Source organism: Halobacillus kuroshimensis DSM 18393, assembly GCF_000425705.1.
Taxonomy (GTDB): Bacteria; Bacillota; Bacilli; order Bacillales; family Halobacillaceae; genus Halobacillus; species Halobacillus kuroshimensis.
Genome location: NZ_AUDY01000011.1, coordinates 334065 through 360355, shown reverse-complemented (window position 1 = coordinate 360355; position 26291 = coordinate 334065). Strand labels below are relative to the sequence as shown.

General features: G+C 46.2%; 23 protein-coding genes and 1 riboswitch. Of the genes, 8 read left to right on the top strand and 15 right to left on the bottom strand.

Annotation, left to right across the window (positions count from 1 at the left end; translation table 11 throughout):
* The first annotated feature begins 217 nt into the window (after nucleotides 1-217).
* On the top strand, nucleotides 218-481 hold the full coding sequence (locus tag H615_RS0114505) for a hypothetical protein (protein WP_027955822.1): 264 nt from the start codon (nucleotides 218-220) through the stop codon (nucleotides 479-481).
* A gap of 36 nt (nucleotides 482-517) precedes the next feature.
* On the opposite strand, the gene H615_RS0114500 is transcribed toward H615_RS0114505, so the two are convergent.
* Entirely contained in the window at nucleotides 518-1996 is a 1479-nt protein-coding gene (locus tag H615_RS0114500; RefSeq protein WP_027955821.1) for a methyl-accepting chemotaxis protein, read from the bottom strand.
* A gap of 12 nt (nucleotides 1997-2008) precedes the next feature.
* Entirely contained in the window at nucleotides 2009-2776 is a 768-nt protein-coding gene (locus H615_RS0114495; protein ID WP_027955820.1) for an SDR family NAD(P)-dependent oxidoreductase, read from the bottom strand.
* 191 nt (nucleotides 2777-2967) lie between these two features.
* Between H615_RS0114495 and H615_RS0114485 the strand changes: the two genes are divergently transcribed.
* The gene (locus H615_RS0114485) at nucleotides 2968-4071 is read left to right on the top strand and encodes an oxidoreductase (protein WP_027955819.1); all 1104 of its coding nucleotides are present in this window, start codon (nucleotides 2968-2970) and stop codon (nucleotides 4069-4071) included.
* Between the two features lie 346 nt (nucleotides 4072-4417).
* Here H615_RS0114485 and H615_RS0114475 read toward each other — a convergent pair whose 3' ends face one another.
* Nucleotides 4418-5152: a DUF3784 domain-containing protein gene (locus H615_RS0114475; protein ID WP_027955818.1), complete on the bottom strand. Its 735-nt coding sequence runs from the start codon at nucleotides 5150-5152 to the stop codon at nucleotides 4418-4420.
* Between the two features lie 124 nt (nucleotides 5153-5276).
* Between H615_RS0114475 and H615_RS0114470 the strand changes: the two genes are divergently transcribed.
* Entirely contained in the window at nucleotides 5277-6911 is a 1635-nt protein-coding gene (locus H615_RS0114470; RefSeq protein WP_027955817.1) for a DUF2207 domain-containing protein, read from the top strand.
* Between the two features lie 10 nt (nucleotides 6912-6921).
* On the opposite strand, the gene H615_RS0114465 is transcribed toward H615_RS0114470, so the two are convergent.
* On the bottom strand, nucleotides 6922-7818 hold the full coding sequence (locus tag H615_RS0114465) for a LysR family transcriptional regulator (RefSeq protein ID WP_027955816.1): 897 nt from the start codon (nucleotides 7816-7818) through the stop codon (nucleotides 6922-6924).
* A gap of 112 nt (nucleotides 7819-7930) precedes the next feature.
* On the opposite strand from H615_RS0114465, the gene H615_RS0114460 reads away from it, so the two are divergent.
* A complete protein-coding gene (locus H615_RS0114460) occupies nucleotides 7931-8485 on the top strand; it encodes a flavodoxin family protein (protein ID WP_027955815.1) in 555 nt (184 codons plus the stop codon).
* 39 nt (nucleotides 8486-8524) lie between these two features.
* On the opposite strand, the gene H615_RS0114455 is transcribed toward H615_RS0114460, so the two are convergent.
* Nucleotides 8525-9817 (bottom strand): NCS2 family permease, encoded by a 1293-nt coding sequence (locus H615_RS0114455; RefSeq protein ID WP_027955814.1) that lies wholly within the window; start codon nucleotides 9815-9817, stop codon nucleotides 8525-8527.
* A gap of 59 nt (nucleotides 9818-9876) precedes the next feature.
* Nucleotides 9877-9977, bottom strand: a riboswitch (purine riboswitch).
* Nucleotides 9978-10201: 224 nt separating this feature from the next.
* Between H615_RS0114455 and H615_RS0114450 the strand changes: the two genes are divergently transcribed.
* Nucleotides 10202-10996 carry a helix-turn-helix domain-containing protein gene (locus H615_RS0114450; protein WP_027955813.1) on the top strand — a complete coding sequence of 265 codons (795 nt, stop codon included), beginning with the start codon at nucleotides 10202-10204 and terminating at the stop codon, nucleotides 10994-10996.
* A 39-nt stretch (nucleotides 10997-11035) separates the two neighbouring features.
* Here the strand turns inward: H615_RS0114450 and H615_RS0114445 are convergent, their stop codons facing one another.
* Nucleotides 11036-11803, bottom strand: a complete 768-nt coding sequence (locus H615_RS0114445) for a SurA N-terminal domain-containing protein (RefSeq protein ID WP_035532285.1) — start codon at nucleotides 11801-11803, stop codon at nucleotides 11036-11038.
* Between the two features lie 396 nt (nucleotides 11804-12199).
* Between H615_RS0114445 and H615_RS0114440 the strand changes: the two genes are divergently transcribed.
* Nucleotides 12200-12457 carry a hypothetical protein gene (locus H615_RS0114440; RefSeq protein ID WP_027955811.1) on the top strand — a complete coding sequence of 86 codons (258 nt, stop codon included), beginning with the start codon at nucleotides 12200-12202 and terminating at the stop codon, nucleotides 12455-12457.
* Nucleotides 12458-12496: 39 nt separating this feature from the next.
* On the opposite strand, the gene H615_RS0114435 is transcribed toward H615_RS0114440, so the two are convergent.
* A complete protein-coding gene (locus H615_RS0114435; protein ID WP_027955810.1) occupies nucleotides 12497-14698 on the bottom strand; it encodes a Z1 domain-containing protein in 2202 nt (733 codons plus the stop codon).
* Between the two features lie 70 nt (nucleotides 14699-14768).
* Nucleotides 14769-15203, bottom strand: coding sequence for a YkvA family protein (locus H615_RS21440; RefSeq protein WP_035532281.1), 435 nt, complete (start codon nucleotides 15201-15203; stop codon nucleotides 14769-14771).
* Nucleotides 15204-15427: 224 nt separating this feature from the next.
* Here H615_RS21440 and H615_RS0114425 point away from each other — a divergent pair, with 224 nt between their 5' ends.
* Together H615_RS0114425 and H615_RS0114420 are read left to right on the top strand one after the other, a co-directional pair.
* A complete protein-coding gene (locus H615_RS0114425) occupies nucleotides 15428-16687 on the top strand; it encodes an ATP-grasp domain-containing protein (protein WP_084163161.1) in 1260 nt (419 codons plus the stop codon).
* A 30-nt stretch (nucleotides 16688-16717) separates the two neighbouring features.
* A complete protein-coding gene (locus H615_RS0114420; RefSeq protein ID WP_027955808.1) occupies nucleotides 16718-18679 on the top strand; it encodes a hypothetical protein in 1962 nt (653 codons plus the stop codon).
* Nucleotides 18680-18730: 51 nt separating this feature from the next.
* Here H615_RS0114420 and melA read toward each other — a convergent pair whose 3' ends face one another.
* From melA to H615_RS0114385, 7 genes are all read right to left on the bottom strand, one after another.
* Nucleotides 18731-20053, bottom strand: a complete 1323-nt coding sequence (gene melA, locus H615_RS0114415; RefSeq protein ID WP_027955807.1) for an alpha-glucosidase/alpha-galactosidase — start codon at nucleotides 20051-20053, stop codon at nucleotides 18731-18733.
* Between the two features lie 26 nt (nucleotides 20054-20079).
* The gene (locus H615_RS0114410; protein ID WP_027955806.1) at nucleotides 20080-20910 is read right to left on the bottom strand and encodes a carbohydrate ABC transporter permease; all 831 of its coding nucleotides are present in this window, start codon (nucleotides 20908-20910) and stop codon (nucleotides 20080-20082) included.
* On the bottom strand, nucleotides 20907-21839 hold the full coding sequence (locus H615_RS0114405; RefSeq protein WP_027955805.1) for a carbohydrate ABC transporter permease: 933 nt from the start codon (nucleotides 21837-21839) through the stop codon (nucleotides 20907-20909). Before H615_RS0114405 ends, H615_RS0114410 begins: the two co-directional genes overlap by 4 nt.
* Before the next feature lie 58 nt (nucleotides 21840-21897).
* Complete coding sequence (locus tag H615_RS0114400; protein ID WP_027955804.1) at nucleotides 21898-23148, bottom strand: ABC transporter substrate-binding protein; 1251 nt, start codon at nucleotides 23146-23148, stop codon at nucleotides 21898-21900.
* A gap of 231 nt (nucleotides 23149-23379) precedes the next feature.
* Nucleotides 23380-24408, bottom strand: coding sequence for a LacI family DNA-binding transcriptional regulator (locus H615_RS0114395; protein ID WP_027955803.1), 1029 nt, complete (start codon nucleotides 24406-24408; stop codon nucleotides 23380-23382).
* Between the two features lie 203 nt (nucleotides 24409-24611).
* Complete coding sequence (locus H615_RS0114390; RefSeq protein ID WP_035532278.1) at nucleotides 24612-24902, bottom strand: hypothetical protein; 291 nt, start codon at nucleotides 24900-24902, stop codon at nucleotides 24612-24614.
* Between the two features lie 84 nt (nucleotides 24903-24986).
* A complete protein-coding gene (locus H615_RS0114385) occupies nucleotides 24987-26195 on the bottom strand; it encodes a GNAT family N-acetyltransferase (RefSeq protein WP_027955801.1) in 1209 nt (402 codons plus the stop codon).
* Nucleotides 26196-26291 lie beyond the last annotated feature (96 nt).

Genomic DNA, 26291 nt, shown 5'->3' with positions numbered 1-26291 from the left:
CGGCAGGCATCCACCGATAAGCGGAACGTGCCCCCTCAACACGACATGCGGACAACTCTAACTGGATAATACGGATTTTTCTATATCTATCGGGTAGGTCTTTCGTCCAAAATGACTTTTTTTCTTTTTTATGGGAAGAAAAAGTATTGCCTTTTGTCAGAATATTTCATAAAATCAATCATACTTTAACTATATCAAATAAGAAGGAAGTGTTCGTTTGAATAAACATACAGTGAGCCACCTCTATCATGTCTGCCCCCTGTGTCAGGGAACAGGGGCTTATAAGGAATATGATGACAGCAAGGCCAATATGATTATGGATCATTACAGCCGCGTCAATCATGCCAGTGAGAAAGCGGCTTGGAAACTGGCCGTCGAGGAAACCAGTTATGAAACCAAGTGCAGCCGCTGTCACGGAAGCGGTCACGTATTGAATGATGAGGGAGAGGAAGTGTACAAGGCACTGAAGCAGTTCGCTTGAATCCTCCACGGAAGACGGGCATGAAGCCCGTCTTTTTTATAGGTTCTCCTCCAGCAGATGAACAGCACGGTCTGTTGTTTCTTTCATGGTATCGGCGATTTTACCATTATCAGCCGTCAACGACTCCACTGTTGCACTCATCTGCTCCATCCCGGCGCTCGACTCTTCGATGACGGCTGCCAGATCTCCGCTCCAGCGATCAATTTCCGTACTGCTTTCTACAACCCGGCCCGCCGCTTCATTCGTTTGATCAAAGCTCTGATTGATGTTTATAAGCACGCGGCTCAGCTCCTGGAAGGTGCCGTGTATATCTGTAGAAGAAGATTGTATCGAAGACATCTTCTCTACACTCACCTCCATCTTGGACAAGGTTTCCGTATTGTTCTGGCTGACTTCAAAAAGATTCTCAGTGATTTGATCAGCCGCCCGCTTGGTTACTTCGGCAAGCTTGCGGATTTCCTCAGCGACAACAGAAAAGCCCCTGCCGGCTTCCCCTGCTCTCGCAGCCTCAATGGACGCATTTAAAGCGAGAAGATTCGTCTGCTCTGAAATTTTCTTAATATCTTTAGAGAAGCTGTCGGTTTCCTTTACTTTTTCACTAAGTGTATAGAAGGTTTCTTTCAAGTCATGGATAAACGCGTGAACCTCTTCCACCCCTTTGGTAAACCTATGTACCTTTGTTTTTCCTTCTCCGGTCAATTCCCCTGCCCGGCCGGTCTCTTCCTTCAAAGTCTCCATAAGACCGCTCAACTCTTCCATTTCGGAACGCGAGGAACTGGACTGGTCGGAAATGGCTGTAATCTGTCCGCTCTGATGATGACTTCCAGCCGCTACTTCCTGAATGGCATGCCTCATTTCTGACTGCGATACACGATTCCGCTGTACATGCTCGTTCACTTTGGACAAATCATCAATGATCACACTTACATGCTCTTCCAGTGTACGGCGTTTTTCCAGTTCCATCTTGGAGCGTTGTTCGGCTTCCCGAAGGAGCTTTCTGATAAATGTATCCTGGCGGTTGCCAAGGTAGATCAAGACTCCGAGAAGAAGACCCATGAGGATGTAGACCAAAAGGATTGTCGGTGCCTCCTCAAGAATGGCGTCCTTATTGACCGTACTTAAAAAAGTGCCTGTAAGAATCGTGACCAATCCAAGTCCATATCCAAGCGCAAAGACAGCCGCCTTGTAATGAACGACAGAAAAGATGGCCAGGAAATAACTTACTAATATAATGGTCCATCCCCCGCCCGTCACCCATATCCCGGCCATTGTAAATACCTGGACGAGCACGACGCTGACGTAAGGGAACCAGCTGTCTCTTTTCATAACAAATGTAAGGACCGTATACAAAAGCGTATACAAAAGCGTTTCTGCGCCGAACATCGCCACAGCCGCCATGTCTTGTTCTACGAAAGACTTTAAAAAAGCAACCACAAGAGAGATCCCGAAACCAACAAATAAAAGGCCGTTCTTCTTCTTCATGTCCTTATGCTTCATTGCTTCTACGTTATTCATACTCACCTCTCCTTATGGCCGGATATCGGACTTGAACACAGTGAACCCGTCATCTGCCATGACCGTTGTTCCATTGATGGAACGGGACGCATCAGAAGCTAAAAAGGCCACCACTCCAGCGACTTCCTCCGGCTCAATCAGCTTCCTCGTCAACTGCTGATGCTCCATATATTCCAGAAGGCCGGCTTTTCTATAACCGTCTACAATTTTCGTATTCACACCACCGGGTCCGATCGCGACAACACGTATGCCGTGTGGAGCAAGCTCTAAAGCCCCATGCTTTGTAAGCGTGACGACAGCTCCTTTTGCTGCCTGGTAGCCGGTAATACCAAGTGTTCCTGTAAATCCGAAAACAGAAGCATTATTGATAATCACACCCTGCACATCAAGCTCTTTCATTTTTTTCGCTGCAGCCAGCATTCCATAGTAGACCCCGTGCTGGTTCACATCGACAACCGCGTGATAGTCCTCAGGGGTATGCTCAAGGAAGGGCTTATTGACGCCGATCCCTGCATTGTTGAACATAATATCGATCGTCCCATAGGCATCGACAGCGGTTTTCACCAACGCTTCCACCTGATTATAGACAGTCACGTCCGTTTTACAGAATACAGCTTCTCCGCCTTGTTTTCTTAATGCTTCAACGACCTGCTCTCCTTGGTCCTCATTGATATCCGCCAGCACCACCCGTGCTCCCTGGCGGATCATCTCCTCCGCAGCAGCTTTCCCAATTCCATCGGAACCACCGGTAATAACAGCCACTCTACCTTCTAAATTCATATGCTCATCTCCTAAAAAGTTCTATCTTCTACTATATCGGCAGGATGGAAGATTATTGAAGGATGACTGCCTCTAATGAAAAAAAGAAGCAGGGGTATGCTAGCTTATAGCTGGCTGAGCATTTACTTTGAATTTGAGACAAAAAGAACGTACCCTGAAAGAGCTTACGATAAGGAAAGGTGGCAGAAGAAATGCTTTTTGATTCATTCCATTTAGATAGTAAAACGCTCCAAAACCGTTATGTTGTGGCACCAATGACGCGGATCAGCGCAGAGGCTGATGGCCGTGCCAACGATACAATGAAAGAATATTACCGCCGTTTCGCTAAAGGCGGCTTTGCAGCCATTATCAGCGAAGGCATCTACACAGATCAGAGCTTCAGCCAGGGCTACAACAATCAACCAGGTCTTGCGACAGATATTCAGGCGGATGCATGGAAACCCGTGATAGAAGCTGTTCACGATGAAGGCTCCATCATGATTGCCCAGCTGATGCACGCGGGAGGCCAAAGTCAGGGGAATGCTTATACAGATGAAACCATCGCTCCATCTGCCATAGCCCCTAAAGGCGAACAGCTTGGCTTCTACGGGGGATCAGGTCCGTTCCAGACGCCTAGAGCGATGGATGAACCAGACCTGACGGAGACAAAAATGAGTTTTGTCGACAGTGCCAAACGCGCAAAAGCTGCTGGTTTTGACGGTGTGGAAATCCACGGGGCCAACGGCTACCTGCTGGATCAGTTCCTGACTGATTACTTAAACCACAGAGAAGACGCCTATGGGGGGTCTGTAGAAAATCGGCTCCGCTTCGTCCTTGAGGTCGTCGATGAGGTGCTTGCAGCGGTTGGCGAAGACTTCATTGTCGGTATCCGCATCTCCCAAGGAAAAGTAGCTGATCAAGCCCATAAGTGGGCCGGCGGGGAAAAAGAGGCGGAAGAAATCTTCGGTACACTCGGCAAAACAGGTCTTGACTATATCCACGTCACAGACGGTGATGCTTCTGCTTCTTCCTTCGGCGAGGGAACAAAAACACTGGCCGAAGCAGCAAAAACGTTCAGCGGAATTACAGTGATTGCCAATGGTCAACTCCAGGACCCGGAGAAAGCTGAAGCCCTCCTGACTTCTGGACAAGCCCATCTCGTTTCAATTGGGACCGGAGCTCTTGCAAATCCGGATCTTCCAAACAAAGTGAAGGACAACAAAGAGTTGAATGCCTTCGATTTCGAGAAAATCCTCCTGCCTCAGGCAGAAGTGAAAGAAGTAGAATTGAACGATGAAATATACACGAAAGAATAAAAAGAAAGGCAGCGGATTCCCCGCTGCCTTCAGCTTGTAGAGAAACCTCTGTTTCTTTACAAGCTTTTTTCTTTCTTGCCGCCAGGAGCGAAAGTGGCAACGCTCCTTGGGAGTTCTTTTTCATGTTCCGGCAGGCGGCCGTGATCAGCGCCTGTTCTTCCCTTTTTGTTTTTCACGCAAGCGGCCATAGCGCAGCTCATGTCGTTCTTTTGAATCCGCGAACCTGCTTAGTGCACAATCTCTCTCCTCTATATTCTAACGTCGGCATGAGGAGCGTTCGGTGGTGATGCCTGCGGGAACAGCACGGACCGAAGATCCACTTGGGCAGGCGATCTTCCTGACCAAGTTAGCTGATATTCAGCTGCTCATCAAGGACTTCAACCTCTTCTCGGGTTTCACGACTCAACCAAAGCCCCTCTTCCCCTTTTTGAACATAAAGAAACGGCCCTTCGTTTTGGTCATGAATGAAAAGATGTGCAGGTCCATAAGGTTCCTCCAGACGGAACCGGCCCTTCAATTGCCCAGCTGCCGCAAAACCATTGGACTTTAAGATAACTTCTGGAAGTTCTTCTTCAATCGTAACCTGATCAATATTCTCGAGATCCCATTCCAAGCCGTACATCCCGGAAATCTCCAGGTGTGTTTCCGTCACCGTGACGTCGTTTTCCATCACGCTGAAATACGTTAAAATACCGATGCCTGAAATGACCAGAACGCCCAGTATCGATGTGATCCAAAGACTCCTTTTCCTCTTCCAAGGGACTTCATACATCTGCACACGGACCGCGCCTCCCAGCACAACGAGGAGGAAGACAGCCAGGCTGATCTCCAATCCGAATGGAACAGGCAGCAATCCCATCATAAAGACACCTGCAAACAGAAGGAAAAGAAGGAATAGCAGCCGCTCGACCGCTTTCACATACCCATTTTCCATCAGGATACGCTTTTCTTCCTCCGGACGACTGGAAAAACCAGAAATAAGACCATACTCCTTACGCTTCCCTACAAGGAAAGTCAGTCCACCCGTAATAATAAGAGCAATTCCCATGACTATGCTGAAGGCTATTGTCCCTGTTTCCATTGGCAGGCCTCCTTCTTGCGTCTTTTCTTTTATACGAAGCCGCTGCTCCGAACGTTCCAATCCATTTTTTTGAAACCCTTCCCTTTTCTTTTCCGTAACCATAAGAGAAAGCAGGTGACGAATGATGAAAAAGCTGATTGGATGGATGCTTGCTCTGCTTGTTTTTTTCATTCCGCTTCAAGCATCCGCAGTAGAATTAACCATCGAGGATACGAAGATTAACGCAGACCTTAAGAAAAACGGGGATGTTCATGTAACCGAAGTCCATACCTACACCTTTGAAGGGGATTTCAACGGCATTACCCGGACACTGCTGCCTAAAGAGGGCACATCGATTACGAACGTCCAGGCCGAAGAAAATGGACAGGAACTTCGTATCGAGCAGGAGGATCATACCTACAAAGTGTTTAGGGACGGTGACAATGAAACCATCACGATTGATTTATCCTACACCATTCAGGATGGCGTCGAGGTCTTTACGGATGTAGCTCAGTTCTACTATGCATTTTTCGATAAGAGCAATGAAAGTGACTACGAGCAGATGTCCATTACCGTTACACCCCCGGAAAAAGCAGAAGTAAGCACAGCGTATGGAGAAGATGCCGCATTTCAAACAGAGACCATACAAGATGATGGGGATGTCCTGTTTGATATGGGCTATGTAAGCAGTGGAACGAACGGAAATATCCGTGTCGCATACCCGGCAGACTTGTTCCCGGAGGCCGAGGCTTCTGACACCGCCATGCTGAGCAGCATCCAGAACCAAAAAGAAGAGCTGGATGAAAAGGCGGCGGCTCGTCAGGAAGCCGTCACCAATTGGAAATCGGCTGCCCCTTTTCTCCTAACTCTAACGGCAGCGGCTGCCATTCTCCTATTAGGAACAGCGCTTGTTAATCGTTCTGCCGTAAGACAGGAAGCTCAGCGGCAGAACGTCGGAAACGGCTTTTTTCCGACGGAGGAAATGAGCCTGCCCGCCTTGATTTATTTCACCAATCATGGGCAGTTAACCCATTCAGCCGTTACAGCATCCCTGCTGCATATGATTGAAAAAGGCAGCATTCGACAGCATTCCGAACAAGAATTTGAACTCGTCAGCCGTGAAACAGACGAAGCCCACGAACAGCAGCTGATCACCTGGCTGTTTGATGATATAGCAGAAGGAAATCTGCTTCACGTGGACGACTTGGAAGCTTATGCAGAAGAAGAAAAGAACCAGGAACGTTACCGGCTGGCCTTTCAGAAATGGAAGGAAATCGGACGCTGGGAATACCAAAGCCTCAAACTTCGGAAAGAAAACACCTGGCAGCGGGGGACAGCGTTAGGGATGATATTTGTAAGTCTGGCTCTCACCTTTATCTTCGGTTACTACACACTGCTTCTGTCTATGTCAGTAATGATTGGTTTCTCACTCTTTTTCATCATTTATGCGATAGTGTACAGACCTTTAACTTCAAGAGGTTGCCGTGTCCGCGAACAAACAGAACCCTATAAGACTGGACGCCTGCAGACAGAGGGAGAAGACGAAGGCAGCGTCCCTGCTCTGCTCTACCAGATCGGCTTTGGGAAACAGAAGTGGCAGACAGAGGATCCTTCTTTTTCAACCAATCAGGCTGCTCTATTTCTTATACTGGCAGCAACCTTGGACTCCGGTTTTGACAGGGCGGACACCCACACCGCTGTTTCCGCTGCCTCCACATCAGGAACAAGCGGAGGGGGAGCTGGTGTCGGAGGCGGCGGTGGAGGATCCGGGGGTTTTTAAATCCCCTATCCTACCCTTCTTCCTGAAGAAATTCTCTTGATATATCGATGAAATCCTTTAATGGCGGAGAAAGCCATTTATCTTTATGCCACGCCAGCTGCGTAAACAATGGAGGCTGGGGGATCTTCCATCCCAAATCAACGATCCTTCCTTCAGTAAGTTCACGTTCAACGACCATATGAGGAAGCGCAGCAATTCCAAGACCGGCGATGACACACTGCTTAATCGCTTCAATACTCCCGAATTCCAGCTTATTAAAAGGATAGATTTCCGAAGCGGCACATGCTTGTTCCAGAAGGCTTCGATACGAGCAGCCTTCTTCTGTAAGGAGCAGAGGCTCCCGCTCAATATCACTTAGTTGAAAGGCTTCGTTGTCCTTCAACCGGTAATCCGCACCTGCAACAAGCTTAATATCCTCCTGCAGCAAGGGCTCTATCGTCAAAGACTCTTCCGGCCTGGACGTATCCATAATGAAGGCCGCATCCAGTCGTCCATCCATCAGATCCCTGCGGGCGTGAGCATCGGAGTGGGCAGGCTTAAAGATTAACTCCACGTGAGGATGACGGCTTTTGAAAGCCTTCAATACAGGTGGGAGCCGGTACGTACACTGACTTTCCTGGGCACCGATCGTAAGCCTCTCCCTCATCCCGTCTTCTCCGTTAAGCGCCAAACGGGCGTCCGAGCTGAGTTTCACCATCTTCTCAGCATACCCTTTAAATTGGTGACCGGCCTCTGTCAGCACCAGCTTCCTTCCGAGACGTTCAAATAATGGGCGTCCAAGCTGAACTTCCAGCGATTTAATCTGGGCGGTGACACTGGATTGGGCAAAATTGAGCATAGAAGCGGTTTTCGTGAAATTCAAGGTTTCTGCTGCCGTTAAAAATGTGACAAGCTGCTTTTCATCCATTTTGAACTCTCCCATCGTTTTTTTCGATCATAACCATTCAAATCATCCGTTTTTATGATTGGTAGTTTTAGTATAAGCTAAACGAAGAAGAGAAACAAAAGGAGGTAAAGGAATGAAGATTGCTGTACTGAATGGCGGAAGCCGACAGGGCGGAAACACAAAAATACTTACGGAAAAATTGGTGAAAGGGCTGGAAGTCACCACTTTTCACCTCGAAGAATATACCATCAAACCCATCATGGACGGCCGGCATGACGAAGGCGGGTTTCACCCGGTGGACGATGACTACGAATCCCTGATGGAACAAGTGATGAGTCATGATCTTCTTATTTTTGCTACACCTGTTTACTGGTATTCCATGTCTGCGGCAATGAAACTGTTTATCGACCGGTGGTCCCAGACAATGCGGGAGCCTGAGTACGGAGATTTCCGTGAGCAGATGTCCAAAAAGCAGGCTTTTGTCTTAGCGGTTGGAGGAGATTCTCCTTATATGAAGGCTCTTCCGCTTCTACAGCAGTTCCAGCATATTTTCCAGTTTGTACACCTGCCCTTTTCAGGCTACGTGCTTGGACAGGCGAATAAACCCGGAGAAATATGGGAGGACCATCAAGCCTTATTCGCAGCAGATGAGATGAACAAAAAACTCCATACTATGATAAAGGCATAAAAAAATCCTGGAGCTCTAATGCTCCAGGATTTTTCATTTTTATAGAAAGACGAAATACATGATAAACAATCCGCCCAGTGTGTACATAATCGGGTGAACCTGCTTCCATTCCCTCCGGGCAATCATCGCAAATGGATAAAGAATGAACCCAAGTGCAATTCCTGTGGCGACACTATAAGTGAGCGGCATCATAATAATCGTAACAAACGCGGGTATTGTTACTTCCAGTCGGCTCCAGTCGATTTCTTTGACTTCCACGGCCATCAGCGCTCCTACAATAATCAGGGCCGGTGCTGTAACTTCAGGAGTAACGACGCCGAGAAGCGGCGAAAAGAACAAAGCAATAAAGAAACAGGCGGAAATGATGACACTGGTAAAACCAGTTCTTCCTCCGACAGCCACGCCTGCGGATGACTCTACGAAGGAAGCTGTCGTCGATGTTCCGAAGATGGCTCCAAGAACACCGGAAGATGAATCGGCAAGCAAAGCACGACCGGCATTCGGAATTTTATTATCCTTCATCATCCCGGCCTGGCTGGCGACAGCGATCAACGCCCCGGCTGTATCAAAGAAGGCTACAAAGAGGAAAGTAAAAATGACCGCAATGACTTCCGGCTGAAAAATATCCCCAAGGTGCTGGAATACGACTCCAAAGGTCGGAGCCATGCTTGGGACTTCCCCCACAATGGCTCCCGGCACATCCACAAGACCGAAAACCATACCGATGATACTTGTCACGACGATTCCGTAGAAAATCCCACCGCGGATACCACGGACAAGCATCATCAGTGTAATAATAAAACCAAAACCTGCAAGAGCCGTCGTCGACGATGTCAGGTTACCAATGGTAACGAAAGTCTCCTCATTGGAGACGACCAGTCCGGCATTTTTCAACCCTACAAAGGCAATGAAAAAACCGATTCCACCCGCAATGGCATGCTTCAAATCTTTAGGAATGACATTGATAATCTTCTCCCGGATCTTAAACAAACTTAAAATCATAAAGATAATGCCTGCAATAAATACCCCGGTCAGGGCCACCTGCCATTCGATTCCCATACCGATAACTACAGAAAAGGTGAAAAAGGAATTCAAGCCCATGCTTGGCGCGATACCTACTGGGAAGTTCGCCATGAGACCGATCAGCAGGGAACCAAAGATCGCGGATAAAGCCGTCGCTGTAAACAATGCTCCCTGATCCATACCAGCCTGACTGAGTATGATTGGATTAACAACCAGAATATAAGCCATAGACAAAAACGTGGTCACGCCGGCCATCGTTTCTTTTTTTATCGTTGTCCCTCTTTCTTCAAACTGAAAGAAGTTTTTCATGGTGTTCCCTCCTATACAAAAAAACACCGGCAGCTGCCGGTGCGTATACCAAGGGAAAGGTCCATCTATTTTCCCCTTGTAGACGAGCTATTTCCGGTAGCTGGTAGAGACGCTCAGGCCGTATTCCTGAACTTATACAAGGTGTTTCATCAATTAAATTATAGAGAGAATCATAACAACGGAAAAGTAGAGGGTCAATCCTTTTGTTTGATGTTCTATTATTCCCATTTTTCTTATAAATCCAAAGTTTTTAAGGTTATGAGCAGATGTAAACTTCTCGTTTCCCATTTGCAACGGTTCGTTGACAACCTTCCACTCTGACAGTATAGAAAATTCTTCCATTGTTTTCTATACTTGATGTAACAAAGATGAAGGAGGCTTTCTATGAACTTTGGAGAAAAGCTGTTTCAATTAAGAAAGGAAAAGGGATTATCACAGGAAGCGCTCGCTGAGCAGTTGCAGACCTCCCGGCAGGCCGTTAGTAAATGGGAGAATGGTCAGGGATATCCAGAAACAGAGAAGCTGCTGACCCTTGGAAGCATTTTCAATGTGTCGATGGACTACCTACTAAAAAAAGAGTCAGAACGAGGGCCTGAGGTGGAACAGGGATATTATGTCAGCCGTGAAATGGCAGAAGCTCATTTCACCTACGTAAACTCCATGGGACGTTCGCTGGCCATAAGCTTCAGCCTGTTCCTGCTTGGTTTAGTCCCATACTTTCTTTTTAAAGGATCACCCGAAATTCTTGCACTCATGATTGCAGGCATCGCTGCGGCAGGGAGCATCTTCTTTATTAAAGCCATGACGACCAAAGGCGCAGAAAACTATGAAATCATAAGCACCAGGGAGTTGACCTTTGACCCCGGGTTCAAAGCGGAAATCACAGATCGTTTTGAATCCGTTCGAACACGCCTTATCTCTTTTCTCATGCTCGGGGTAGTCCTAGCCGGTACGGGATTTGTCACCCTCGTGCTTGAAGAAAATGATGTGACCAACGGGGCTCCGGCTGTGTACTACCCCGTAATTACCATCATGTCAGCGGCCGGAGTGTTTATCCTTGCCCGTGTCATTGCTGCGTTCACGGCATACGACCTGTTGATCAATCATGAAAAACATAGTCAGAAGAGAAAGGAAAAATCCGCAAAGAAGCTGCGTAGGAAATGGAAGGAATGGATCTAATACGCAAAAAAAGCTGTCCATGTTGGACAGCTTTTTTTCTTATAGATTCACAGTAACGTCGCCTTCTTCACGAAGCTTGTCTACAAGCTTTTGTGTTTCTTCGGACTGCTTCTGAGTTTGAAGGTTCTGTTTAATCTGATCTTTCACATCTTCATAGGCAGGAATTTCCTGTTCTGTTTCAGCACTTTCCTGCTGCTCGACGGCTTTGTCATATTCCGCTTTCACTTCATCATCAGTCGGAGCTTCTACACTGACTTCTTCCTCAAGAAGCTTATCGACTTTCAGCTGGGCACGGACCTGGGAAAGGACTTCATCTTCTTTCATACCCTGATTGCCAAGTTCCTCAAGGAATTTGTCCTTGGATTCCATCTGGTTCTGCTCGGCAAGGTCTGTCAGCATTTGATCAACTTCTTTATCTGACACTTCGTAATCCCGGCTTTCGGCTTCCTGCACAAGCAGTTCCTGGCCGACAAGATTGTCAGCGACATCTTTCTTCAACTGATCCTGATCAAGCTCTGTACCTGTCATTTGTGACTGCATAGCCATCTGTTGGAATTGTCCCTGGTACGTCGTTTCAAAATCCTCTTTTGTAATCTTCTCTCCATTGACTTCTGCGACTACATCCGGAATGTTTTCAAGGTCCGGCTCAGGAGCTTCAGGCTGCTCGCCTTCCGTCTGTTCTTCCTGTGTCGTCTCTGTTTCTTCATTATTATCGTCAGAGGCTCCTTCATCTTCCCCGCACGCAGCAAGTAAAGCAACAAAGGCAGCCAGCATTAATCCCAATAACCATTTTTTATTCAATGTCATTTCTCCTTTTTCATCTGGTTGTGTAAGCCATTGTAACACGCGACCGGCTTCTGTAAATAGAACGCAGCTGCTTGACTGTCCAGATTTCAGTTTGTTTGCACATCTGAAGACCGGGATTGCAGCTTTTACAGGCAGAAGCGTGTGGATGGATATACAAATGTGGAAAGTTTGTAAAAAAACGATGACAATGTGTCACAGACCCTTCATCCATGAAAGGGAAGCCATTCGTTCTTCCATAGTTTAACAGGGATTCATATCTCTTAAAAGTCCTCTCTCATAAATAGGTCCTTTTTCACGTTTGATTTTTTAGAATAGTTGAAATTATCGACGTCCTCTTATAGTATAATGTCTATAAATGGTTTTCTAGTTTTTTGATTTCCGTAGAGGAGTGAGCACATGTTAAAGGAATCTGACTTCCCGACTCAAGAACTAAAAGAGCAGTGGATCAAAGTACGAAATAAAAAACTGGAGGAAATGGCTCAATACATCCAGCGGTACTTCCACCTTACGAAGGTGAGGGAAAATCCAAGCAGCTATGAGGTTCAAGGCTACTTTTACCAGCCTGGATTCGGAGAAGTGAGAATGGCGTTTGAGTTCAGTTACGAAAACGTCGCCAAATTCACGGATCTATTCGACGAACCGATTGAAAAATAGCAGACATTAAAGAAAGGACCTTATAAGAAAGGTCCTTTTTTAATGCTTTCCTTTAACGGTGCGGCCCGCATAAACCGTCGGAGCCGTTTCTGCCGGTACTATGAGGACCGGCCACCAAAACGGTGACCCGCGCCACCCCTGTTCTTTTTTCCCTTCCTGTCTCAGCATGATCAGTGCTGGGAAATTACGAGCAAGACGGCGTGCTTCCGCAAGTTCTCCTTCTCCACGCCCTGGAGTATCCGGGGAATTTTCATAACTGCCATCCTTCTTCAGGCGCTGGATGTTCCTGTTCTTCTTCGCAAGGACCCAGACAAACGCCCTTTTTTCTGATTCTGCGGTCAAATAGTCAAGAACCCCTTCATATTCATCCATGGAAAAGTCATACCCCTCTTCCATTTCCAGCGTCTCGTGAACAAGGCTGAGCAGACGTTTCGCTTCTTCGACAGGAACGAGATACGCTCCGTCCTGTTCTTTTAAAGCGGCCCTTTTCAATTGATCCACCCGATCATCCAGCTGCCGAACCTGCTTTTGTATATGAGTCTTATAACCAGTCTGGAACCCGACTGGCAGCATCCGTTTATGCGGCTTCATGGTGAGCACATTGGAAAGAAGGATTTTGTTCGGGCTGCAGGGGATGATTTCTTCGGTTCCATCCCTTTGGATAAAGACTACTCCCTGATCATGCCCCCCTCTTTCAAACGCCCGCCTGAGCGCTGAGTCGAACTCATGAATCCGTTTCATCACCGTATATATCCGTGCAGTCGTATAAAAACGGGTGACTGCAAGATCAGCAACAGGACGGGCCCCGTACATCCGGGAATGCTGCAGCACCGTGTCCTGCTGAAACGACTTCGGATTTCTTCCATAGAAAAACCCGATCAGATTATGGATGGTCACCCCGCGGTCCAGAATCTGTCCTCCTATAAATATATTCATAGGAGCACGCAGCTTCAACTCTCCTTTATAATCCAGCAGTTCCTGTACATCTTTTTCGGAATTGACCACACTGCTTACCACGTATTCTTCATTCAAAGAACGACGGACTTCCTCATAAACCTGCTTGAAATCCGGCCTCGGCGATTTCTTCAGTTTACTCACGGAACGGATCAAATCGTCATAAGCTTCACGGATCAGCGTTTGAAATGTGTCGGTTTCCCTGTCTGCTGCTTCCGTAAGCAGCTTTTCAAAGCCTTCGATCAGCTCAGCCTGCCAGGCGTGGGCACTTTTGCCACGCTCTGTATGAATGATAAAGGAATACTTCTCTTCGCGTTTTCCCTTCAACCGCTGCTGACAGCGCCGTATGGACGCACCAACAATAAAGTTTACAACGGCCATTCGAATGTTGGAAATATTCTTCTGCTCCAGAAGCTGATCCATTTTCACCCTGCGTCCGTCCATCTTCTTCATTACTTCCAGTTCTTTTTCATTCACTTCATGGAAAAGATAGGAAGCCAGATGATCTTCTTTTTCACTCATTTCAAAGTAGACCTCCCCACCGATATACCGGTTATGAACGGGTACCAGTTCGGTAAAGGACGGACGGATCGGTTCAAACACCTTTCCCTTGTGGATTGTCATGTCCTCCGGCTGAAGATACAACGAATATGGAGTAGCAGTTACCTGTAGAAACGCCGTATGCTTGATTTTCTTACGGAGCGCATTGATCTTTGTCGCAATCACGCGCATCTGCTTTAGGTTTTGATCACGCTTATACTCATAAGCAACACTGGCAAAATCCGCTTCATCATCAATGAAGAGAACACGCTTCTCCTTTAACTCCGGATACTTTTCTTCAAGGGCAGTCCGCAGGCGTTCCAGGTTATGTGTCTCCTTCTTCACTATCAGAGCGAGCTTTTGATTCCACTCATATTTTCTGAGATTATCAGGCATGGACATAATGTCATAGACTCTCATCGCATCCTGGTCTACAGCATCTGAAAATTCTTCATGAAGGCGGGCATACGTCTGGCGGACGAGGGCGTTCGTTCCTTTCGTTAAAAGGATGACGACATCAAATCCGTTATCATACATCAACCCCATGACTCCTATAAAGGTCCGGGTTTTTCCGGACTGCACTTTTCCAAGAAGCATCCCCGGCCGCTGTTCGGAAGTGGCTGATGACGTAAGCTTGGCGGCGGTACGGACCATCGTCTCTCGTACCGGCTGTTTATATTCATTTTTTTTATTCAAATATTTAAAAAAGGCCCCATCTGTCTTGAGGTCCTGCACGCTTCCAGTCATTATGAAATCTCCTTTTCGCAAAACAACATTATTATACAGGAGACTTCCACATAAAAAAAGCGGGGATGCCTTAAACACCGGCTTCCCCATCTTCCTCAGGATCCTTCAATTCATCCTTCGACACATCACGGCCGACAATTGCACTGACTTTTCCTCTTGCCTGTTCCTTCACATCATCATCGATATGGGAGAGGACTTGATAGACCGCATACAAAATGACGGCACTGTCATCAGTAAAACCAACCGCCGGAAGCACATCAGGAATGGCATCCACCGGCAGAATCAAATAACCAAGGGCGCCGGCAATGGTAAGCTTCGCCTTCTTCGGTGTATTCGGACTTTGAAAGGCATAGTATAACAACAGGCTGTAGTAGACGAGCTGAGTACCCAGACGACTGCTGTATGCTTTTAATTTCTTTATCGTTTCTCTTTCTGAAAAATACCCCCGGCTCCGTGCAATCATCTGCTTCGGACGTAGCTTCCTCCAAGAACGTGACTCCGACATGCTTTCTCCTCCTTTTTGTTTACTATTCACGAATTTCTCTTCTCTCAATCATTTCCCGGGAAATAGATTATTTTCGACAGGAAATAAGAGATTTGTAAAACCTTCACTAGTTTTGTCGAACCTCTATCTAACGCTTACAGTTTTCCCTCTACTTTGATACGTTTAACTTACGAATGTCAAAGTTTCCTAAATTTAGATTTACAATGACAAAGGAGAGGAATCGAATGGAATTGGATCAACTGGAATTGAACACATCAATCGAAGAGGCTGAAAAGACGAAGCCTTATTACACTGCACTGGTTGGCTGGAGTGTCCAAGCCATTGAAGCGGCCGCACGGATGAACCGACCGTTTATCGTCGTAGGTCCCGCGGAATTTCAACCGTATGCCGAGAAGCACGATATTCCTTTTGTTGGCTGGGACTTCAATAAACTGAATGAAGGGTCGGATCAATTGTACAAGCAGCTCAGGGACATGGGAGCCGAGCTGGCCGTCCCTTTATATGAAGAGTGCGTCGAGTGGGCCGGGGCGCTGAATGCAAGATTCAGAGAGGACCCTAAAGTCTTCAACCGCTCCCTTCTGCTTCGCGACAAAGGGATGATGAAGCGGAAAGCACAGATTTCCGGTATTAAAGTCGGTGTGTTTGAAGAAGCAAGGGATAAAGAAGATGTGGAGCGTTTCTTGAAAAGAGTGAATGAAGCGTTATTGAAGCTTGAAGGCGACCACTTTGACCCGATTCACGTGAAACCTCTGGACAAAGCCGGATCTGTCGGTCACTTGGCGGTGTATACAAAAGAAGACATCAACCAGATTCAGGATACAGATTTTCCTCTCTTGATGGAAAGTCACCTGGATGGACAGGAATTCTCCTGTGAAGCGTTCATTCATAAAGGAAAAGTCCAATTCCTGAATATTACGGAATATGTCCGCCTCGGATATTCCAATTTCGTTCCTGCCTCTCCTTCTCTGGAAGAAAAACGTCCATTGATTGAAAAGGCCGTGCAGCAGCTTGTCGATGCCTTTGAAATCGAGTACGGGGTGATCCACCCGGAATATTTCATTACGCAGGATGGAACGCTCCACTTCGGTGAAGTGGCTGCACGTGTGCCGGGCGGACATATTTTCGAACTGATTGAGCGGGCATACGGTTTCAGTGCGTATGAAGCACAGATTTTATGCAGTGACCCAAGCACGACGGAGGAAGAACTTAAAGAATTCTTCCCTGATCCGTACGATTACCAAAACTATGCGGGGTGCCTGATGGTTCATCCGAGCATCGAATATGTCGAGGATTTAAAGATTCCGGAAGAGCTTGAGGATCATCCCTATTTTGAAAAGCATGATATGTTCACACCGCCCCAGGGGAAAGTTGCGGAACGTGTCGGGTTTGGGAACCATTATGGAACCATCTTTTTCTTCGGACGTGACAGTGAAGAAATGCGTGACCTTCTGGAAACGTACGAAACGTATAATTTCTACATTTAAGTTCTCTCAAAAAGAGAAAGGAGTAGTCACATGCCTCAAACCACAGGTGCTCTTGCTGAACGATTCATTTACGCCCTGGACCAGCTGGCCCAGGCTCCTTCCTTTGTAAAATCGAAATATCAGACTGATGTCTATCAGGAAGCCAACCGTTTGATTGACGCAGACGATGGATTTGAAAACCTCTATCAGCATGCCGCACGTTTTGAAGAGGCCGGCGTTTTTCAGGATGGTCCATGGGAATCCGCTGAGAAACTTCAGCCTCCCCTCGTAGCCGGATCCTTGAAAGCCAAAGGGCTGCCTATGATTATCGAAGTGTTGAGCGAGCTGCGGATGCTTGCCATAGCTGAAGGAAAAGCTTCCAATACGAATGTGACCCGTACGATGGCTGAAGAGTTCCTAAATGAAGTCATGGTATTGAACCTGAACCTTCTTTTCCCAGATGCCAGCGAAAGTGCGCGGATTGAAAAGCATGAAAATGACGAAAAAGCTGAAAAACTTTTTACGTTTCTTTCCACACATTTATCGTCGACCGCACTCATTCAGACCCTTATTCACGAGATTAAACGGCTGACCGCTCAGCGCCCTATCATGATCAAGCGGATCGTATCCATGATCAGGATGGCCAAAGAAATGGTCAGTCAGGATACAGAGAAGAATGATACAACAGAATTGAAACAGTTCATATCAGCGATTGAAGGTCCCTCACCACTGAGCGGGCAGTTCAAAGATGTCCATGCGTACCGCAGCCAGTTGAAGACGATCCCAAGAGCTGACTTGATCTCAGAAAGTGTCGCGCTTGCCACATCGATGCGGGACACCGGTTTAGTCGCTCCCCATCATGCGACACTGCTGAGATTTTTAAGCAAGCAGAATCCTGGCCTGTTAACGTATGCCCTGAGCCTTAACAGTAAAGGCAGTGCCAACCTTGAAGAAAACCGGGAGTTAGTGATCCAGTTGATCCGCTCGTCCATTTTCCCAGGTACGAGACAAGCCGTTTACGGGCTGGCGATGATGCTTGAACGCGGTGTCCTCTCCCATTCACCCGTAGCTCCGGGACTGCGCAGGCTCATAGAGCTTGATATCCGGCCGGACGTCAGGAATGCACTCTATTCCACAACCAATACCGGGGAAGGTGTTACAGCCAACAGTATTCTCGTCGCCGGCACCATCCAGGTCCTCGGTCAGCCTCTGGGTGTCGGACAAGGATTTAATCCAACCTGTCAGGCTGCAAGAGGAATCAGCTTATGGGCCCAGCATGCCCCTGGATTCCTGCTCGAAATCATTCCACGGGCAGCCAGAGATGGGGACTTGGATTTCACTTTTGAAGGCGCTCAGATCCATTCCAAAGACTTAAAAGGCGGGCTTGCCCCCGACCTTGATAAAGAACTCGACCCTGTTTCCCTCGTACTCGTCCCGCACTTAGATAAAATTTACAGCGAGATGATGACGCGTGTCGCTCTCCGCGGAGAAGACGGCCACCGGTGGGTAAACCCGGCTTTTTACGGCAACTGGGTGCAGAAAGGGTTCAGCTCGGTCTTCGATCCTATCACAGGGTACGTACTGGATTATAACGGGTTTATCAAGCTCTTCTATGCGACCCATCATCCAGACTACAATGACGACTATGAATTGATTTATCCAAATCCTGTCGGCATATTCATTACAAATGTCCATGGAAAGCTGCTCGGTCTTCATGCCGTTTCCATTACAAGGATCGCAAAAGACCCGCAGGGCATTTACCGTATCTACTTCTACAACCCGAATAACGACGGCTCCCAGAACTGGGGACAGAACATTGAGCCAAGCGTAAACGGGAGTGGAGAACAGGAAGGGGAAAGCTCGCTTCCTTTTGATGCATTCACATCAAGGCTGTACGCTTTCCATTACAACCCTTATGAACAGGGTGATGCCTACGCTGTCGAAAACACGATTGTACAGAATATACGAACGCTTGCACAGGAAAGCTGGGGCAGAGATTATACGTGGGTATAACAAAAACCCGGACTCATTTGATATGAGTCCGGGTTTTCTCATGACCTTCTTCTACACAGTGAAAGCTTTCTCTTTTTCGAAAGAAGGGAGCCATGAACCGTGCGCTTCAATGAGATCATCACATAAAGAAATGATATCATCCATCGATAACTCTGCTGCTGTATGAGGATCCAGCATCGCTGCATGGTAAATATGCTCTCTTTTTCCTGTCAAGGCGGCTTCAACTGTAAGCAGCTGTGTATTTACATTGGTTCGATTTAAAGCAGCCAACTGCGGAGGGAGCTCCCCAACACGACAAGGAGTCACACCGTTATGATCGACCAGGCATGGGACTTCCACGACCGCTTTCTCGGGGAGGTTACTGATAAGACCACCTGTATTCAGCACATTTCCATGAAGACGGAACGGCTGATCCGTTTCTATAGCTTCAATGAGATAAGAAGCGTATTCATGGGTCCGTTCATGAGTCAGATTTTCATTGTGAATGACATCATGTTTCATCTTTTCCCAGTGTTCGATTTGCTCGACACAGCGACGAGGATACTCATCAAGTGGAATATTAAACCGGTCGACAAGTTCCGGATACTGTTTCTTAATAAAGTAAGGGTGATATTCAGCATTATGCTCGGATGACTCTGTTACATAATAACCAAAACGGTTCATTAACTCATAGCGGACCATATCCGAATGCTTTTCCTGCTGTTTCAAGCGAGCTCTTCTTTTAATTTCGGGATACAAGTCCTTTCCATCTTTTGAAACCTCAAGCAGCCAGGCCATGTGGTTGATTCCGGCAATGTTCCATTGGACACCTTCCTCATCCAACTCGAGTTCTTTAAAGAGGTCAGGAACAGCGGCCTGAACACTGTGACAAAGTCCAACCGTTTTCACATTCGTAGCCCGAAGCATCGCCCCGGTTAACGAAGCCATTGGGTTGGTATAATTTAAAAACAACGCATCCGGACATACTTCCTCGATATCTTTAGCAAAGTCCAGCATGACAGGAATGGTACGTAAAGCACGAAAAATCCCACCGACTCCCACCGTATCCGCAATCGTCTGCCTCAGGCCATACCTTTTTGGAATCTCAAAATCAATCACTGTGCTCGGCTTGTAGCCGCCTACTTGTATCGCATTCACTACATATTTTGCATTTCGAAGGGCTTCTTTCCGGTCGGTATATGCATGAATAGAGACCGTGCTGCCGTAAGACTGCTTTAAATTATTCAGCATTTGTTCCGATTCCTTCAGCCGCTGGTGGTCAATATCATACAAAGCAAATTCGAAATCCTGTAAGCTGGGAGTCAGCATACAGTCTCCAAGAACGTTTTTAGCAAATATCGTACTTCCTGCACCTAAAAATGTAATCTTTGGCATATTATTAATCTCCTCTTTTGGTTAATTCAGCCTTTGACAGATCCTGAAGAAAGACCGGCAATGAAATACTTTTGAAGAAAAAGAAACAAAGCCGTCATTGGAAGCATACTCATCAATGCTGCTGAAGCGACAAGGTTCATGCTCCCCTGGTTCTGACCAAAAAAGCTGGACAAAGCAACTGTAAGTGTTTGAACTTCTTTATCCTGAAGGAAGAAAATCGCAAATTGGTAATCATTCCATATGAATACACAGGAAATAATCAACACCGTAGCTGTAATGGGCTTCAACAAAGGAAAAACAACCTTAAAGAAAGTTTCAAGCGTACCTGCACCGTCCATCTTTGCGGCTTCTTCCAATTCTTTCGGAACTGTCGAACGGATGAAACCGGCGTACAGGAAAATCGTCAGCGGCAGAAATGCAGCCAGATTATTTAAAATGGCAACTGTTCTGGTGTTCATCATCCCAATGTCCACAACCAGCTGATAAAGTGGGACTAAGGCCGTCAATGGTGGGATGATCATAATACCGATAAACAGGAAATATATAAATTTGTTCAATTTAGTTTGGAGGCGCGCGAGCGGATAAGCTGCTAATGATCCAAATAGAATTAACAGAATCGCCGCTCCAGCCGTAATGATCATTGTATTCATAAAGGCTGTGCCAAGACTGGCTTTTTCCCAAGCCTCTATGAAATTAGCCCATTCCAGCTGACTAGGCAGCACCCATTTGGAGCTGAAATCGTTGTTGGCTTTAAAGGCAGTTGTCAGTAGTATATAGAATGGAATGAGGTGGAGAGCGGAAATGACCACCGCAAGAACTGTCCAAAACGTTTTTTTCCGTTTTTCCTGATTCCTCATGACGCGTCAACCTCCCTGCGTTTAAAATAAATCAATGCAAGCAGACTCAATACCAGGATAATGAAAGCCATCAGGACACCCTGTGTAGCCGCATAACCGGCATCCTGGCGATTGAAATAGAGAGCGTACATAAATGTGGACATGGACTGCGAAGCGTTCCCAGGCCCTCCTCCAGTTAAAGCAACGATAACGTCAAACAACTTTAAGCCTCCGATAATATTTAAGACCATGTTAATCGTAACTGCAGGCATCAATAAAGGCAGAGTAATATTCTTGAACTGCTGCCATGCTGAAGCGCCATCAATATTGGCTGCCTCATAGTAATCTTTGGAAATTCCCTGCAGACCTGCCAGGTAAATGATCATTGCAATCCCTACGAACTGATACGTATTTACAAAAACAATGATCCACGGATTGAGGTCCGGATTTCCTAGAGCATTAATTTGATCCAGACCAAACCATAAAAGTACATCGTTTAAGGCCCCATTTTGATAAGCAAAAAAGAAATACCAGATATATCCCATAACAAGCGGGCTGATAATGACCGGAAGATACACCACCGTTCGAGTCAGCGCTTTCATCTTTATACTTTGATTGAGAAGCAAAGCATATAAAAGCCCGATGACATTTTGTAAAACGGTGCTTCCTATGCCATATAACAAGGTGTTCTTAACAACCAGCCATGTATCAGGATCCTGGAACATTCTTGTATACTGTTCGAAGCCCACCCAGTTCTTTGTCTGGGAAAAACCATTCCAGTCCGTAAATGAAACCTGGATTCCTTTAAAAAATGGATAGATGATAAATATGGATACAACAATCAACGCCGGAAGATACATCCACCAGAGAGAAACCGAACCTTTCTTTTTCAAGGAAGCTTGTCTACCTCCTGCTACCGTCTGGTGAGCCTTTCTTACGAGTTCACTCATGCTTCCCAACTCCTATTTTAAGCTGAATCCAGGGCAGCTTTCCGCTGCCTCTGCGGTATTACTCTTCTCGTAATCTGGAATATTCTTCCGACATCTTCTCAGAGACATCTTCAGGAGTCATTGATCCTGACAATAACTCTTGTCCTGTAGATCCCATAACATCCCACATACCACTCGGAAGATAAACACGGTCAAAATATGGTTGTACAACCACATCGCTGTAAGTCTCATAATCTTCAGCAAAATAGTTATCAGCATCTACATCTTTCAAACCTGCAGGAAGGGAGGTTCCTTCGGCAATCTTTTTCGCCATTTCCGGTTCTGCCAGGAACTCTATGAACGTTTGGGCTTCCTCTTCAAATTCAGTGTTATGGGCAATCGCTACCGTATGCCGCTCGCCTCCGATCCAGCTTTGTTCATCCCCCTTATGAATCACAGGCATAGGAATGACTCCTACTTTCACGTCAGGATTTAGTGACTCCACAGCTGGACCAATTGAACCGCCTCCGAACACATAGCCGATTTTACCTTGGGCCATCAATTGATCGCGTTGTTCAATCTGAGCCGTCACGACATCTTTATTTAATAAATCTTTATCCTGCATTTCTTTGAGTTTTTCAGGTAAGTAGGTGTAGTGGGACCAATCAAATGTTCCATCTAAGAGGGATTCTTCGTAGTTGTTTTTTTCATCAGTTACAAGCAGTGGGGTCGCAAATTGATCAAAATACTGGCCAAACGCAGACTTATCAGATCCATTAATCCAAAGAGGTGTGACTTCTCCATCACTTTCTTCTTTAATTACTTCCATAGAAGACATGAATTCTTCGAAGGTCGTCGGCGGCTCTATTCCGTATTCTTCAAACAATGTGGCATTATAGTTGATACCATCTTTTGCCTGATTGAGGGGGTAGGCATAAACTTTTCCATCATCATCCTTTAGAATTTCATCAAGTGCCGGGTCCAGACGATCCACCCAATCCATATCGCTTAGATCAGCTGTATATTCTCCATAACGCTGTTTAGACCATCCGTGCGTGTCAAATAAATCCGGCATATCATCAGCTGCCATTTTGACACGCATCATATCTTCATAGCCTTCTGCAGGGTAGTTGTCCTCAATATCAATATCCGGATGCTTTTCTTCAAAGGCTTTTACGGCATCCTGAATGGCTTTCTTATCACTTTCCGTCGTAGCTGTTGAAAAATATGTTAAAGTTGTTTGATCACTACTGTTTGCAGTTCCATTTGAACACCCTGCCAAAACGACTCCAAATATTAAACCTGCCGTTAACAGAAACCTTTTGTTCATGTTAATACAACCTCCATATCAGGTAGTTAAACCTTTTCAATTTCCAATAATTGTTCAGCATGACAACATCCGTTATACTTGAGAAGCTGAAGCTTTCCTTTGTCCGAGGCAGCTTTCAGCACTCTTAACACGTACACCCTGCTTGTCCTTCCAAAACAAGCGGGTGTATTTTTTTCTCTCTACCTCCCTCTACTCATCCATCACCCCCTAAAATATGCTGATATTCTGACTTTAAAGAGAAACTCCACAACTGTCTCGAACGACGAGATGTGTAGGCAGCGTCACCTTCATAGGAATTCTGCGCCCTTTCAATCTGTCCATCATCAACTTCACACCTGTCCTCCCCATCTCTTCCGTATGAACGTGGATGGTCGTTAACGGGGGCGAAGAGTATTCAGCCATTTCGATATCATTGAACCCCACTATAGCCACGTCTTCAGGGACCTTGTATCCTTGTTCCTTAAGGGCCCGTATTGCTCCAATCCCCATCGCATCACTGGCGGCAAAAACAGCTTCAGGTACTGTATTTTCTTGAAGCATCTCCAGCATCAGCCTGTACCCCTCAGAAATGCTGAAGTGTCCGATACGGCATAAATCAGGTTGATAAATTCCCTTACTTTCCAAAACCTTTTGAAAAGCAGCTCTTCTCCCCTCTTCAAATTCAATTTCTTTTCCAGCTGCATATTCGTATTCCTGCCCACCTATGAATCCAATTTTTTGATACCCAGCATCCAACAGGTGTTCAAGCGCTTGATATGTTGCCCGTTCAAAATCAACAACAACAGAATCATACTTAGAATCATCTACGGAATGGTTAATATAAACAATGTTCTCAAACTGACGTTGATCAATCTCCAAAACTTCTGGTTGAACTCTGCCAACTACGATCAAATGCTTGACGTCCTTAGGGACCCGGTCCGATTCAATGTTTTTCATCCGGAGCAACTCCACTGCCTCTACGTTTGATTCTATACACTGTTTTTCAATGCCCTGCCTTATAGATAAAAAATAGGCATCATTTAATTCTTCCTCAATAGAGTGAAAAGTGACAATCCCTATTTTCCCTCCCTTATTCGACTCATTCTTTGATGATCGTCCTTTACGCTCCTGGACTGTTTTGTAACCAAGCTCTTTAGCTACACTGAAAATTTTTTCTTTCGCTTCCTGAGACACAGCAAGCGTTTGATCATGATTTAAGACTCGGGAAACGGTGCTGCTTGAATACTTAGACTTAAATGCAATTTCTTTTATAGTTGTCATGACGAGCGAGCCCCCAAAACCTTTACTAAACATTTAGTAAACTGTTGATTACATGCATCATAACAGATAATTAAAGCGCTTACAATATAGTTTTTATAAATTTCTGAACTCTATAAGTCGAATATCGTCCACCATGTATGACTCAAACAAGGTAAATGTTTACTAAAAGACCCCCCTGAAAATCAGGGGGGGAATGATTAATCTTATTTAAAATATTCTTCAAGTAATTCTCCTAAGGTTATTCCCCAACTATCCATGATCCTCCGCTCAAATCGGGCAATGGAAAATTTCCGCTTCAAATCCAGCGCATGTTCCGACATGCCCATGAACTCAGCCAGAGCCAGCAATTCTTTGTAGGCAAGCTTTTCAGTCATCATCGTTCCACAAGCCTTACCATAGGCTTCATACTTCACCCGGGCTGCCTCCAGCACATGAATCAAGGGGCGTGTTTTGAAGTAATGAACAGCTTCTGCCCGTCTGTTCTTTTTGTTCACTCCCTCCACTCCGTTCCATCATTTTCCTTAATGTACTATATGTATGCAGAAGGCTCACTGTTCAACACTCCCCTTGCGTCAGAACTAGAAAAATGTCCAGCATTGCGGTTTTTCGGGATGGTTGAAAAGATCAACCGGCTTGGATACAGTGGCTCTGCCTGATTTTTCAAGTGATTGTAAGGACACACACCCCATCATTAAGGAGGAAAAAGAGCCGATATCAAGTTCTATATGAACCTCCGCTCCTTCTTTGGTCGGGGATGGTCTCCCTGCTGCAAACTGCCAGACACCTTCATAGGTTTCTCCAAGCAGACTATCTTTCACTGTCCATCCCACCCGGATTGTATCTCTGCCGAAGGAATGATAGGTAACAGCATCCAGGAAAGCCGGGATATTCATAATGCGGTACATCAGTCCGCGTCCCTGCTCAGCTGTTTTATGATATATAGAATGAATTAAATGATTCTCTACGTGGACAGGATTATGTAATGTGAAACTGAAATCTTCATCAAACGTCGGAAATCTGACTGATTGGACCTGATCTTTCTGATTGTGCAGCTGTGTTACAAGAGTTTGGTAAGCTTCCTTCGTCGTATAGAAGAAGTTTTTTATGTGCAGATCGTTTTCCAGGAAGTGCCCTCCTGCCTCGAATTCAAACGTCATATACCCTTCCAGTCTTCCTTTATTCCGAACCCCGATCGTATGCTGCTCCGGCTTCTCTAAAAAAGTAAAACCATAAGGAGGAATATCCGTTGCGCCGTGGGTCCGGCCGGCCCAGGTCTGGTAGCAGGTATGAACGTCCTCTATATGATCGGCAGTGAGCATCTGAACATCCAGGCTCGATTCAAAACTCGGAAGGTGAGCAGGATGAAACTGATAGACAGACAACTCCGGGCCGATCCCAAAACCCATTTTTTGATAGAAGGACGGCTGAAAAGGGTAAAGGTGCGTCACTATACGTCCATCTTTTCTGGCATCCAGTAAAAACTTCGTAATGATCTGCTTGGCGTGTCCCTGTTTTTTGTAAGGAAGATCTACGGCTACCGTGCCTATCCCTGCGCCTTCTACTTTACGGTCATACACTTGAATTCTATGATCGTAAGCAAAATAACCTCCAATGAGGGAGGAGCCGTCGTACAATCCTACTGGATGGACATCTTCATACCCGGAAATTTTCCTGCGGTGGGTGGTATAGCGCTCCTGATCCTCCGCGGTCAAAAGGTTCATCCCCGGGTAACACCGGCGGGACAGGTCTGTAAATGCTTCAAAGTCCTTTAATTGTTTAAACTCCATCAAATACCTCCTTCATTATTCCACTCTACCATTTTCTCTCATTCCTCCTTGGAAATCTATTGTTTCGGCTGTTCAGAGATGGGGAAACATACAGCA

Bases quoted from the DNA above. Each gene is read 5' to 3' on its own strand.
- H615_RS0114455 (WP_027955814.1), bottom strand. From the start codon at position 9,817: ATGAAAAACTTCTTTCAGTTTGAAGAAAGAGGGACAACGATAAAAAAA.
- H615_RS0114440 (WP_027955811.1), top strand. From the start codon at position 12,200: ATGTTAAAGGAATCTGACTTCCCGACTCAAGAACTAAAAGAGCAGTGG.
- H615_RS0114385 (WP_027955801.1), bottom strand. From the start codon at position 26,195: ATGGAGTTTAAACAATTAAAGGACTTTGAAGCATTTACAGACCTGTCC.
- H615_RS0114435 (WP_027955810.1), bottom strand. From the start codon at position 14,698: ATGACTGGAAGCGTGCAGGACCTCAAGACAGATGGGGCCTTTTTTAAA.
- H615_RS21440 (WP_035532281.1), bottom strand. From the start codon at position 15,203: ATGTCGGAGTCACGTTCTTGGAGGAAGCTACGTCCGAAGCAGATGATT.
- H615_RS0114475 (WP_027955818.1), bottom strand. From the start codon at position 5,152: ATGGAAACAGGGACAATAGCCTTCAGCATAGTCATGGGAATTGCTCTT.
- H615_RS0114460 (WP_027955815.1), top strand. From the start codon at position 7,931: ATGAAGATTGCTGTACTGAATGGCGGAAGCCGACAGGGCGGAAACACA.
- H615_RS0114465 (WP_027955816.1), bottom strand. From the start codon at position 7,818: ATGGATGAAAAGCAGCTTGTCACATTTTTAACGGCAGCAGAAACCTTG.
- H615_RS0114410 (WP_027955806.1), bottom strand. From the start codon at position 20,910: ATGAGGAATCAGGAAAAACGGAAAAAAACGTTTTGGACAGTTCTTGCG.
- H615_RS0114420 (WP_027955808.1), top strand. From the start codon at position 16,718: ATGCCTCAAACCACAGGTGCTCTTGCTGAACGATTCATTTACGCCCTG.
- H615_RS0114425 (WP_084163161.1), top strand. From the start codon at position 15,428: ATGGAATTGGATCAACTGGAATTGAACACATCAATCGAAGAGGCTGAA.
- H615_RS0114400 (WP_027955804.1), bottom strand. From the start codon at position 23,148: ATGAACAAAAGGTTTCTGTTAACGGCAGGTTTAATATTTGGAGTCGTT.
- H615_RS0114445 (WP_035532285.1), bottom strand. From the start codon at position 11,803: ATGACATTGAATAAAAAATGGTTATTGGGATTAATGCTGGCTGCCTTT.
- H615_RS0114470 (WP_027955817.1), top strand. From the start codon at position 5,277: ATGAAAAAGCTGATTGGATGGATGCTTGCTCTGCTTGTTTTTTTCATT.
- H615_RS0114395 (WP_027955803.1), bottom strand. From the start codon at position 24,408: ATGACAACTATAAAAGAAATTGCATTTAAGTCTAAGTATTCAAGCAGC.
- melA (WP_027955807.1), bottom strand. From the start codon at position 20,053: ATGCCAAAGATTACATTTTTAGGTGCAGGAAGTACGATATTTGCTAAA.
- H615_RS0114450 (WP_027955813.1), top strand. From the start codon at position 10,202: ATGAACTTTGGAGAAAAGCTGTTTCAATTAAGAAAGGAAAAGGGATTA.
- H615_RS0114485 (WP_027955819.1), top strand. From the start codon at position 2,968: ATGCTTTTTGATTCATTCCATTTAGATAGTAAAACGCTCCAAAACCGT.
- H615_RS0114495 (WP_027955820.1), bottom strand. From the start codon at position 2,776: ATGAATTTAGAAGGTAGAGTGGCTGTTATTACCGGTGGTTCCGATGGA.
- H615_RS0114500 (WP_027955821.1), bottom strand. From the start codon at position 1,996: ATGAATAACGTAGAAGCAATGAAGCATAAGGACATGAAGAAGAAGAAC.
- H615_RS0114405 (WP_027955805.1), bottom strand. From the start codon at position 21,839: ATGAGTGAACTCGTAAGAAAGGCTCACCAGACGGTAGCAGGAGGTAGA.